Raw genomic sequence first — 11405 nt, 5'->3', positions numbered from 1 at the left:
CTGTTGGCTGTGTCGGCGGACCGGCCTCGTACTGGACGTACTCGGCCGGTTCGCCGGCGCGGCCAGCGGGAAGCTGGGCTGTCGAGATATGTGGCGGACCCCCGGCGGGGGGCACTTGACCTAGGCTGACGGCCATGGGTGCTCCCGCCGGACCCGTCTCCCCCGCGGTCATGCGAGAGGTGCTCGGCCACTTCGTGTCCGGCATCGTCGTGGTCACCGCGGCCACCCCGGGCGGCCCCATCGGCTTCACCTGCCAGTCGTTCGCCTCGCTGTCGCTGGACCCGCCGCTGGTCAGCTTCGCCGCCGCCCGCACGTCGTCCACCTGGCCGCGGATCCGCCGGGCCGACACGTTCTGCGTGAACGTGCTGGCCGCCGACCACCAGGAGCTCTCCGCCGGCTTCGCGCGCTCGGCCGGTGACGGCGTCGACAAGTTCGCCGGTGTGCCGTGGCGCCCGAGCCCGACCGGCGCGCCGGTGCTCGACGGGGTCAGCGCCTGGATCGACTGCATCCTCTGGAACGAGTACGACGGCGGCGACCACACCATCGCCGTCGGCCGCGTCCTCGACCTCGGCGCCGCCCCCGACCGACTGCCGCTCCTGTTCTACCGCGGCCGCTACGGCGTCACCACCGAGCCGCCCGACCCCTGACCGGCCAGCAGGTCGGCGAACTCCTCCAGGAAGCGGTCCACCTCGGCGGACTCCGGGCCGTCCAGCGGCCGCCCGGGCATGCGGCAGTGGTCGTCCGCGATCAGCCCGCGGCGCCGGGAGATCGTCTTCTCGGCCTGCACGATGAGCTCGACGTGCTGCATCCAGTACGCGATGTAGGGCAGCAGCCTGCGGTGCAGCGCCTCAGCGTCGGCGATGCGACCGGCGTGCCACAGCCGCCAGATCTCGACGTAGACCTCCACGAAGGAGCACCCGGGCTGCACGCCCACCGCGCCGCGGCGCAGCCCGTCCAGCAGGTGGACCCCGGCGTACCCGATCAGGCAGCCGACCGGCCGCGGCCCGGCGGCCAGCGCGCTCACGACCGGGCCGGGCGGCACCACCTCCACCTTGACCTGCAGGCCCGCTCCGTGGCGCTCGGCGAACGCGCGGATCGTCTCCGCGTCCAGTGCGGTGCCGGTCTGCGCCGGCGCGTACTGGAGCACGACGGGCGTGCCGGCGACGGCGTCGAGCACGGCCTCGACGTGCCGGCGCACCTGCGCCGGTGCCGGGGCGAACACGTGCGGCGGCAGGATGTTGATCGCCGCGGCCCCGGCGTCGATCGCCTCCCGGGCCCGCCGGATCGCCACCACTGTGGCGTGGTCGGGCACCGAGACGACCACAGGCACCCCGTGCGCGTTTCCCGCCCGCAGGAGCCTGCCGGTGAGGCGGGTGCGCTCGGCGTCGTCCAGCTTGGGGAACTCCGAGGCGAACCCGGGGAACATCACTGCGCCGACGCCGGTGCCCATGACGTGCTCGGTGACGCGGTCGAAGCCGTCGTAGTCGACGTCGCCCGCGGCCGTGAAGGGGACCTCGAGGACCGGACAGACTCCCTGGATCACCGTGCGCCACCCCCGCGCATGAGATCCTCCCGATGGGGGAACGCCCTGTGCATCCCACTCACGAGGAGGACGTTCCCATGCGGTTCGCACGGCCGCTCGCCGGCGCGGCCCTGACCACCGCCACGGTTGCCGGCCTGCTGATCGGGACGGCGCCCGGGGCAGCCGCATCGGCCCCGTGCGACGCGACGGCCCGGGCCTGCGTGGACCTGTCCGAGGGCACGGCATGGCTGATGGACCGCGGTGAGGTGACCTACGGGCCGGTGCGGGTGACCGCGGGCGGCCAGGGCCACCGCACTCCGGTCGGGCGGTTCTCGGTGACCTACAAGGACGACGACCACCGCAGCCGGGCCTACGACGACGCGCCCATGCCGCACGCGGTGTTCTTCACGCGTGGTGGCGTGGCCTTCCACGAGGGCGACCGGGACTCGCGCTCCCACGGCTGCGTCCGGCTCTCCGCCGACGCCGCGGCCGCGTTCTACCGCGCCCTGCAGCCCGGCGACGCGGTCCAGGTCCACCGCTGACCGTCCGGTCACCTGGCGTGGCGGACGGCTGCGGGACCGTCGGCGGTCAGCGCCGCGGTGGCGCGCTCGACGGCCTCCGCGACGTCCATGTCACGGACCGTCTGTTTGGTGCCCGGCACCGCGGGCGGGGCGGTGCTGAGCTCGCGCACCCCGAGCCCGACGAGGAGCTGCGCGGCGAGCGGGTCGGCGGCGGCCTCCCCGCACACCGCGACGAGGGCGCGCTCCCCCGCCGCCCGGCACACCGCGTCGACGAGGCGGAGCACGCCGGGGTCGAGGGGGTCGGCCAGCGTCGCGACGCCCGGGTTGCCCCGCTCGGCGGCCAGCGCGTACTGGGTGAGGTCGTTGGTGCCGATGCTGAAGAAGTCGACGTGGGGCACGAAGGCGGCCGCCTTGAGCGCCGTCGCGGGCACCTCCACCATGATCCCGACCTGCAGCCCCACCGGCGTGCCCCGGCCGTCCGCGGCGATCGCGGCGTCCAGGGCGCGGCGGGCGGCCACGAGCTCACCGAGCGCGGCGACCATCGGGAACATCAGGCTCACCGGCGTCTCGTGCGCCACGCGCACGGCGGCCAGCAGCTGGTCGGCGAGCAGGCCGGGATGGTCCTCGGCCAGCCGGATGCCGCGCAGGCCGAGGAACGGGTTGGCCTCGGCCGGGAGCGGCAGGTAGGGCAGCGGCTTGTCGCCGCCGACGTCGAGCGTGCGGATCGTGACCCGCCGGCCGCCCAGCGCGGCGGCGACCTCGCGGTAGGCCGCCTCCTGCTCGTCGACGTCCGGTGCCGAGGTGCGGCCGAGGAACAGGAACTCGGTGCGCAGCAGCCCCACCAGGTCCGCCCCGGCCGCCGCCGCGTCCACCGCGTCCGCCGGTGAGCCGACGTTCGCGCCGACGAGCACGCCGACGCCGTCGCGCGTGACGGCGGGGGTCGCCGCCTGCTGCCGGGCCCGCGCCTCCCGCTCGGCCCGCGCGGCGGCCCGCTCGCGGAACGTGTCGAGCACGCCGGGCGCCGGGTCGACGGCGAGCTCGCCGGTGGCGCCGTCGAGGGCGACCGGGGTGCCGTCCGGCGCGGCGAGCACGGCCGGACCGGCCGCGACGACCGCAGGCACCCCGCGGGCACGCAGCAGGATCGCGCTGTGCGCGGTGGGGCTGCCCGCGGCGAGCACGACGCCCGCCACCCGTTCCGGGTCGAGCGCGGCGGCCTGTGCCGGCGTGAGGTCGCGCGCGACGAGCACGGCCGCCGGGCCGGACGCGTCCACCGGGACGATGGCCGGGCCGCCGGCGAGCGCCCGCAGCACCTGGGCGGAGACGGCGCGCACGTCGGCCGCCCGTGCCGCGAGGTACGGATCGGGCAGCGCCTCCCAGGTGGCCGCGACGCGCTCCGCCGCGTCCGACCAGGCCCGCGGCGCGGACGCCCCGGCGCGGATCCCGGAGCGGGCGTCGGCGAGCAGGGCGGGGTCGTCGAGCAGTAGCAGGTGGGCGTCGAAGATGGCCGCCTCCGCCTCGCCCAGCTCCCGTGCGGTGGTGTCGCGGCCGGCGCGGATCTCACCCGCGACCGCGGCCAAGGCCGCATCGAGGCGTTCGCCTTCCACGGCCGCGTCGCCCACGGGCTCGTCCGGCACGACCGGGGCGGGCGGCTCGGCCGCGCGTTTGGGCCCGATGCCGATCCCCGGCGACGCCCCCAGCGGCCCGGCCGCGGACGACGGCGGAGGGGCCGGCACCGCGGGGGCCTGCGCCTCGTCGAACTGCCGGTCGGCGAGCGCCAGCACCGCCTCCACGGCCTCGGCCGCGCCCGGCCCCGCCGCCCCGACCTCGACGCAGTGCCCGGCCAACGCGCCCAGTGCGGTGAGGCCGGCCAGGCTCGCGGCCGGGATCCAGTCCGAACCCGTGGTGGCGTTGCGCACGCGCACCTCGGCCCCGTCCAGGCCCCGGACGAGCGCGGCCAGCCGGGCGGCGGGACGCGCGTGCAACCCGTGGGCGTTGGCGACGGTGAACCCGGCGGTGACCTCGGCGTCCGCGGCCGGGGCGGGAGCGGCGTCCGCGGGCGCGCCCAGCTGTGCCCGCTTCCCCCCGAGCGCGGCCGCGGCCTCGGCGGCCACCTCGTCCCGCCCGGCCCCGCCCGCCGCCGTGACGGCCGCGACGACGAGCCCCTCCACCAGCGGCGCCGGGCACAGCAGGACGCGGTTCCGCGCGTCGGGGTCGTCGAGCAGGTCGAGGGCCAGCTCCGCCGACAGCACGGCGCTGCCGAGGTCCATCAACACGACGACACCGGCCCCGGAGTCGGCGGCCCCGATCGCGCCGGCGATCGCGACGGCGTCGGTGCCGAACGTGGTCTCGTCGAGCCCGGCGGCCACCTCGATCGCGAGCTCCCCCGGCGCCATCTCGCGCGCGAGAGCGACCGCGCCCTCGGCCAGCGCACGGCTGTGGGAGACGACGACGAGCCCGACGAGGGGGGTCACCGGGCCGCCCCGTCCTGCAGCCTCATCCCAGCGTGTCCGCCGCGGCCTGCAGGAGCAGGGTCGCCGATGTGGCCCCCGGGTCCTGGTGACCCACGCTGCGCTCGCCCAGGTAGCTCGCGCGGCCCTTGCGGGCCTGCATCGGGGTGGTGGCGTCCCGGCCCTGCGCGGCGGCGTCGGCGGCGGCCCGGAGCGCGCCCGTGGTGTCCTCACCGCCCAGCGCGGCGTCGAGCGCGTCGACGGCGGGGGCGAGCGCGTCGTACATCGTCTTGTCGCCGGCCTCGGCCTTGCCGCGGGCGACCACGCCCTCCACGCCCGCCCGCAGGGCCGCCGCGAACAGCTTCTGGTCCACCGTGTCGGCGTCGCCGATCGCGGTGGCCATCCGCAGGAAGAACGTGCCGTAGAGCGGCCCGCTCGCGCCGCCGACCGTGCTGACCAGCGTCATGCCGGTCTGCTTCAGCAGCGCGCCCGGGCCTGCGGGGGCGGCCTCGTCGAGCTTCGCCACCACCGCCTTGAGGCCGCGGTTCATGTTGGCGCCGTGGTCGGCGTCGCCGATCGCCGAGTCGAGCCGGGTGAGCTCCTGCTCGTTCTCGGCCACGGCGGCCGCGAACGCGCGGATCCAGCGGTCGAGCGCGGCGGTGTCGATCACCGCGAACTCGTCGGGAGCCGCCATCAGACGCCCCAGCGCATGCCGGGCGTGCGCACGGGCGCGTCCCAGAGCCGCAGCAGCTCGTCGTCCAGCTGGAGCAGGGTGACCGAGCAGCCGGCCATCTCGAGGCTCGTGATGTAGGGCCCGACCAGCGACCGGGCGACCGAGACCCCGGCCTTCGCGAGGATCCGCGAGACCTCCCGGTACATCACGTACAGCTCCAGCATCGGCGTGCCGCCCATCCCGTTGACGAAGAGCAGCGTTCCGCCGTCGCCGGTGAAGTCGCGGTCGGCGAGGATGGGCTCCACCAGCATCTCGGCCACCTCACGGGCCGGTGCGAGCGGCACCCGCCGCCGCCCCGGCTCGCCGTGGATGCCGATGCCGATCTCCATCTCGTCGTCGGGCAGGTCGAACGTCGGCCGGCCCGCGGCCGGCACCGTGCACGACGTGAGCGCCATCCCCATGCTCCGGCCCGCGTCGTTGACCCGCCGGGCGACGGCCGCCACGCCGGCGAGGTCGCGGCCCTCGTCGGCCGCCGCGCCGGCCAGCTTCTCGACCAGCACGGTGACGCCCACCCCCCGCCTGCCCGCCGTGTAGAGGCTGTCCTGCACGGCGACGTCGTCGTTCGTGACGACCGAGACGACCTCCACGCCGGTGTCGGCAGCGGCGAGCTCGGCGGCCATCTCGAAGTTCATGACGTCGCCGGTGTAGTTCTTCACGATGTGCAGCACGCCGGCGCCCCCGTCGATGCCGCGCGTGGCCTCGAGCATCTGGTCGGGCACCGGTGAGGTGAACACCTCACCCGCGCAGGCCGCGTCGAGCATGCCGGGCCCGACGAACCCGCCGTGCAGCGGCTCGTGCCCGGACCCGCCCCCGGACAGCAGCCCGACCTTGCCCTGGACGGGCGCGTCCGCCCGGTACACGATCTTGTGGTCGAGATCCACCCGTAGGTCGGGGTGGGCCGCGGCCATGCCGCTCAAGGCCTCCGTGACGACGTCTGCAGGATCGTTGATCAGCTTCTTCACGCCCGGCCCTCCGCGACGATGGGACGATCTCGCGGACCCTACGACTCCTCCGTGCCCTGCGCCACGGTCCTGGTGCCCGAGACACCCAGCTGCGCCCGCACGGCCCGTTCCACCGACGGACCGAGCGCTTCGGCGATCGCGGCGGGCTCCTGCGGGCCCCGGACGAGCATCGTGAACAGCAGGCCGTCCAGCATGGCCAGTAGCTCCTCGGCCGAGCGGGCCGCGTCGGCGACCCCGAGGTCCCGCAGCATCTGGGCGCCGAAGGCGCGGACGGTGTCCCCGGCGCACACCAGTGCGGCCCGCAGCTGCGGATCCCGCATGGCGGCGAGGCTCAGCTCGTAGCGCGCGAGCGTGCGGTACCGCTGCGTTGTGACCAACGAGACAACGGTGTCGACGAGTACGTCCACCAGCGCGCGATGATCATTGCGGACGGCGCAGACGGCAGGCGCCTCGATGGCGAGATCGAGCTCCAGCATCCGCTCGACACAGCCCATGACGAGCGCGGACCTGCTGCGGAAGTAGTACGACGTGCTGCCCTGGGGAATGCCGGCGACCGCGTCCACGGCGCGGTGCGTGAGCCCTCGCATGCCCTGTTCGGCCAGCACCCGCAACGCGCCGTCGAGGATCTCGGTTCTGCGGTCGCCCATATCCCCTCTACATCCGTGAGCCAGTGGTCTACGCTCCACTCTACAGATGTAGAGGGGGGAGCCATGCACGTCGTGGTCATCGGGGCGGGGCTCGGTGGTCTGGCAGCGGCGGTGGCCGCGGATCGCGCCGGGCACACCGTCACCGTCCTGGAGCGGACGCCGGAGCTGCGCGAGGCGGGGGCCGGAATCGGGATCATGCCCAACGGGGTGCTCGCGCTCGACGCGCTCGGGTTGGGGGAACCCGTGCGCGCGCAGACCGGGCCGCTCGACGCCGGGGGCGGCATGCGGAACCGGCACGGGAAGCCGCTGCTCACCGCGGACCTGGCCGCTGTGCGCAAGCAGGTCGGGGCGCCGCTGGTCGTCGTCCGCCGCTCCTGGTTGCACGGCCTGCTCGTCGACGCGCTCGCGCCCGGCACGGTCCTCACCGACACGCCCGTCCTCGCGCTGTACAACGCAGGAGACCACATCGAGCTCCGCACGGGTGGTGGCCCGGTGCACGCCGACGCCGTGATCGTCGCCGACGGCGCCCACAGCACGCTGCGGGCCGCGCTGCTGCCCGACCACCCCGGCGTCGCGGGTTCCGGCGAGTACGCCGCACGCGCGATCGCACCGGCCGCGCCGGACGGCGTCGAGATGGCCGTCGGCGAGTTCGTCGACCACCGCACCGGCGACCGCTTCGGCTGCCTGCCGCTCGCCGACGGCGGCGTCTACTGGTACGCCACGTGGCACGGCGCGGCCCCGGCCGATCCCGCCGAGCGGCACCGCTGGCTGCGCGACCGCCGCGCGGGCTGGCACCCGGCCACCGTCGCGCTCATCGACGCCACGCCCGCGGAGTCGGTGCACGTCGCGGAGACCCAGCAGCTGGTTTCGCCACTGCCCACGCTCGCGATCGGCCGCGTGGTCCTGCTCGGGGACGCGGGCCACGCCATGACGCCGGATCTCGGGCAGGGCGCCTGCCAGGCGTTCGAGGACGCGGCGACGCTGGGCGTCGTGCTCGACGGTGCCACCGCGCGGGACGTGCCGGACGCGTTCCGGCGGTACGACGCGCTCCGCAGGCCCCGCACGTCCGCGCTGCTGCGGGAGAGCCGCCGGATGCACCGGCTGCTCGGGCTCACCGGGTGGCGGGGCCGGCTGCGGGACGTGCTGTTCCGCCTCGTGCCCCCGGCCCTCGCCGTGCGCTCGCTCGCCGTCCACTACCGGTTCGCGCCGGAGGCCGCGCACCGCGCGCTGTCCTCAACAACGAGGTAGGCGCACCCGGGCGAGCACGGCGCGGTGGTCGGCGCCGGCGAGGTCGAGCACCTCGAACCGCGTGGTGACGGCGTCCGCCGGCACGAGCACGTGGTCGATCTGGATGCCGAGCCATCGCGGCAGGCCGGCCGGGAACGTGCCGACCACGCCGCGGCCGGTGCCGTCGGCGGCGCTGCGGCAGCCGCCGAGCGCGGCGCGCAGGGCGGGGTGGTCGAACGTGGCGTTGAAGTCACCGGCCACCAGCGGGGCCACCGGTCCGGCGCACCAGCTCCGGACGAGCGCCAGCTCGTCGTGCCACCAGGCGGTGCTGCGCCGGGACATCGGCGCCGTGGGGTGTACGGCGTAGAGCGTGCGCGCGCCGAGGACGCCGCCGGTGGCCTCGAGGTGCGGCAGCCGCATCCGGTGGTCCGCCCGCACCCGGACGTCGCCCGCGTGCTCGCCGACCAGCAGGAGGACGTCGTGGCCGTCGCGGTTCCCGCCGCCCGACGCCACCCACGCCCCGTAGCCGAGCCCGGCGAGGAGCGGCATGAGCTTGTCGCGGAAGTCGGCGCCCGCCTCCGGCAGCACCACGAAGTGCGGGCGCTCGTCGGCCACCAGCGCGGCGAGCGCCCCGGTGTCGGCGTGCCCGTGCCACACGTTGGCGGTGAGGACGGTGACATCGCCCGGCCCCGGCGCCGCGGTGGCTCTCCGCGCGGCGCGCCGCACCACCGGCGCCCCGGCCGCCAGCCCGGCGGCCGCGAGGCCCGCCGCGAGCGGGCGGGTGCGGCGGCGGGTGGCCAGCAGCGCGGCACCCGCGAGTGCGGACGCCACCGCGTGCGGGCGCCACGCCTGCACGACCGCGGCGAACGTGGCGGGACCGCCCCGCACGAGCGCGTGGGCCGTGTACACCTTCTCCGCGACCCGGGGCCGGAGGCTGCGCGGGACGAACGGGCGTACCAGCGCGGAGACCAGCGGTACCAGGGCCATCGATGCCGGATCCTCTCTCGGTGGGCGCCCGGCAGTCGCGTCGGCGGGCTTCTGGGTCAACGTCCACGGGACGGGGCCGGTTCCGCGCCGGCCGCGTCGCTCGGGCCGCGTCAGGCTATCCGACGAGCCCGCTGCGCCCGGCACATGATCGTCATGGGCGGGGCCCGGTGCGGGTGGCCAGCAGGCCGAGCGTGAGGAGCAGGCGGTCGCGGGGGTCGCCGATCGAGCGGCCGGTGGCGGCCTCGATCCGGCGCATCCGGTAGATCACGGTGTTGCGGTGGCAGAAGAGCGCGGTGGCCGCGTGGGTCGGTGATCCGCCTGCGGCGAGCAACTGCTCCAGCGTCTGCAGGAGCGTGTCGCGGTCGGCGGGTGGCAGGTCGAGGAGGTCGCCGAGGCCGGCGCGGACCACGCGCGGAGCGAGCTCGGGGCTGTCGGCGAGCAGCGCCTCGGGCAGCCGCTCGTCCAGGACGGCGAGGCCGGGTGCGTCCAGGGTGCGGGCGGCGGTGTGGGCGAGCCGGTAGCCGGTGTCGAGTGCGCCCAGGCCGTCGACCACCGGGGAGACGCCGGCCCGGCCGACCGCGCACGGGCGCAGCGCGTCCAGGGCGATCCGCGGCGCCCGGCGACCCAGCGCAGCGACGCCGACCTCGTCGTGCGGGCGCAGGAACCAGGCCGACGCGATGCCGACGGCCGCGAGCGCCTCCTGCGGCGCGCGCAGCGGGTCCTCCCCGGACGGCCCGACGGGCGCGACGACGCACAGGACCGGCCCGCTCTCCGGGAGGCCCAGCACGGTGGCGGCGTCACGGAGGAAGACCGGGTCGCTGCCGCGGCCCTCGATGAGCCCGTCGAGGACGGCGTGGCGGCGGCCCAGGTCGTGGCTCTGCAGACGCAGCTCCTCCTGCCGGTAGGCCTGCACGAGCGCGGACGAGCTGCTGTCGTTGACCCGCCAGACGTAGCTCGCGGCGTCCAGCAGCGCCTCGTCGTACGCGCCGGCGAACCGGCGCCGCGACGCCTCCAGCAGCGCGTCCCACAGCACGCGCCCGCCCAACCGGTAGGCGCGCAGCACGACCTCCAGTGGCACTCCCGCACGGGCCCGGCGCCGCCCGGTGTCGAGGGACGTGTCCTCGGGGTCGACACCGTCCGGCACCCGGTCGGCGATCACCTGGACCCCGCGCTCCATGTTGGCCCGGCACGCTGCGCTCAGCTCGTCGATCATGTCCCGCTCGGCGTAGACCGGCTCGCGCTGGAGCACGAGCACGGTGAGGCGGTCGGCGAGGCCGTCGACGTCCCCGAGCAGCGCGGAGCCGAGCACCCGCAACGCCTCGTCGGCGGCCGGCCGCAGCCGGCGACCGGGGCGGCCGGTGGGCAGCATCCCGGCACTGTGCAGCAGTGCGCACACCCGAGTCCAGCCCGCCGGGCGCACCGCCCAGATCCGCAGCCCGGATGCTGGGCACTGCGCCCATGGCATTGGTTGGGCGCCGCGCCCAAGGTGTGACCCGGGGCACCGCCGCCCCCGAGCCCACCGGGAGGACGCACGCCGTGAACCCGCCCGCCGCAGAGGTGCCGGTGTTCGCGGTGGCAGGCGTCGGCGTCCGGTTCGGCGGGCTGGTGGCGCTCGACGACGTCTCGCTCTCCGTCGCCGCGGGCGCCGTGCACGGCGTGATCGGGCCGAACGGTGCGGGCAAGACCACGCTGTTCAACGTCTGCTGCGGGTTCGTCCGGCCCGACGCCGGTGCCGTGCTGCGCAACGGCCGCCCGGTGCGCGACCTGCGCCCGCACCGGCTCGCGGCGATGGGCATCGCCCGCACGCTGCAGGGCGTCGGCCTGTTCCGGGGGCTCACCGTGGCCGAGAACGTGATGGTCGGGGCCGACCGGCACCGGCGGGCGGGCTTCACGTCCACCCTCTTCGCGCTCCCCCGCTCCGACCGGGACGAGCGGGCACTCCGCGAACGCGCCATGGCCGCCCTCGCCGAGCTCGGCGCCGACGGCTACGCCGACCGGCTCCCCGGGAGCCTCCCGTACGCCGTGCAGAAGCGGGTGGCGCTCGCCCGCGCGTTCGCCACCGAGCCCGACCTGCTGCTGCTCGACGAGCCCGCGAGCGGGCTGGGCTCCGGCGAGATGGCCGAGCTCGGCGAGCTGATCCGCGGGCTCACCACCCGGATGGCGGTGGTGCTGGTGGAACACCACATGGACCTGGTGATGGAGGTCTGTGACCGCATCACCGTCCTGGACTTCGGCCGGGTGGTGGCCGACGGCACGCCGGACGAGGTGCGGGACGACCAGGCGGTCATCGACGCGTACCTGGGTGAGGAGGCGCGGAAGTGAGGCGCCGGAACGTCAGCAAAGCCACTTTCAGGACGCC

General features: G+C 76.1%; 11 protein-coding genes. 4 read left to right on the top strand and 7 right to left on the bottom strand.

What is annotated here, in order from left to right; all coding sequences use genetic code 11:
* Positions 1-134 precede the first annotated feature (134 nt).
* Positions 135-647 carry a flavin reductase family protein gene (locus tag ABEA81_RS07615; RefSeq protein ID WP_345604127.1) on the top strand — a complete coding sequence of 171 codons (513 nt, stop codon included), beginning with the start codon at positions 135-137 and terminating at the stop codon, positions 645-647.
* Here the strand turns inward: ABEA81_RS07615 and ABEA81_RS07610 are convergent.
* Positions 614-1543, bottom strand: a complete 930-nt coding sequence (locus ABEA81_RS07610; RefSeq protein WP_345604126.1) for a dihydrodipicolinate synthase family protein — start codon at positions 1541-1543, stop codon at positions 614-616. The two genes, ABEA81_RS07615 and ABEA81_RS07610, sit on opposite strands and share 34 nt — an antisense overlap.
* Before the next feature lie 77 nt (positions 1544-1620).
* Here ABEA81_RS07610 and ABEA81_RS07605 point away from each other — a divergent pair, with 77 nt between their 5' ends.
* Positions 1621-2064 (top strand): L,D-transpeptidase, encoded by a 444-nt coding sequence (locus ABEA81_RS07605; protein WP_345604125.1) that lies wholly within the window; start codon positions 1621-1623, stop codon positions 2062-2064.
* Between the two features lie 8 nt (positions 2065-2072).
* Here the strand turns inward: ABEA81_RS07605 and ptsP are convergent, their stop codons facing one another.
* From ptsP to ABEA81_RS07585, 4 genes are read right to left on the bottom strand one after another with little or no spacing between them, the layout of a single operon-like run.
* Entirely contained in the window at positions 2073-4514 is a 2442-nt protein-coding gene (gene ptsP / locus ABEA81_RS07600) for a phosphoenolpyruvate--protein phosphotransferase (protein ID WP_345604124.1), read from the bottom strand.
* Positions 4515-4536: 22 nt separating this feature from the next.
* Complete coding sequence (dhaL, locus tag ABEA81_RS07595; protein ID WP_345604123.1) at positions 4537-5184, bottom strand: dihydroxyacetone kinase subunit DhaL; 648 nt, start codon at positions 5182-5184, stop codon at positions 4537-4539.
* Entirely contained in the window at positions 5184-6185 is a 1002-nt protein-coding gene (gene dhaK, locus ABEA81_RS07590; RefSeq protein ID WP_345604122.1) for a dihydroxyacetone kinase subunit DhaK, read from the bottom strand. Before dhaK ends, dhaL begins: the two co-directional genes overlap by 1 nt.
* 38 nt (positions 6186-6223) lie before the next feature.
* Positions 6224-6832 (bottom strand): TetR/AcrR family transcriptional regulator, encoded by a 609-nt coding sequence (locus tag ABEA81_RS07585; RefSeq protein ID WP_345604121.1) that lies wholly within the window; start codon positions 6830-6832, stop codon positions 6224-6226.
* Between the two features lie 63 nt (positions 6833-6895).
* Between ABEA81_RS07585 and ABEA81_RS07580 the strand changes: the two genes are divergently transcribed.
* Positions 6896-8080 carry an FAD-dependent monooxygenase gene (locus ABEA81_RS07580; RefSeq protein ID WP_345604120.1) on the top strand — a complete coding sequence of 395 codons (1185 nt, stop codon included), beginning with the start codon at positions 6896-6898 and terminating at the stop codon, positions 8078-8080.
* Here ABEA81_RS07580 and ABEA81_RS07575 read toward each other — a convergent pair.
* Entirely contained in the window at positions 8066-9046 is a 981-nt protein-coding gene (locus ABEA81_RS07575; RefSeq protein ID WP_345604119.1) for an endonuclease/exonuclease/phosphatase family protein, read from the bottom strand. The two genes, ABEA81_RS07580 and ABEA81_RS07575, sit on opposite strands and share 15 nt — an antisense overlap.
* A gap of 151 nt (positions 9047-9197) precedes the next feature.
* Positions 9198-10415 (bottom strand): PucR family transcriptional regulator, encoded by a 1218-nt coding sequence (locus tag ABEA81_RS07570; RefSeq protein WP_345604118.1) that lies wholly within the window; start codon positions 10413-10415, stop codon positions 9198-9200.
* Positions 10416-10582: 167 nt separating this feature from the next.
* On the opposite strand from ABEA81_RS07570, the gene ABEA81_RS07565 reads away from it, so the two are divergent.
* Positions 10583-11368 carry an ABC transporter ATP-binding protein gene (locus ABEA81_RS07565; RefSeq protein ID WP_345604117.1) on the top strand — a complete coding sequence of 262 codons (786 nt, stop codon included), beginning with the start codon at positions 10583-10585 and terminating at the stop codon, positions 11366-11368.
* Positions 11369-11405 lie beyond the last annotated feature (37 nt).

This window comes from Pseudonocardia adelaidensis, assembly GCF_039543345.1.
Classification (GTDB): Bacteria; Actinomycetota; Actinomycetes; order Mycobacteriales; family Pseudonocardiaceae; genus Pseudonocardia; species Pseudonocardia adelaidensis.
This window is presented reverse-complemented; position numbering and strand designations above follow the sequence as displayed.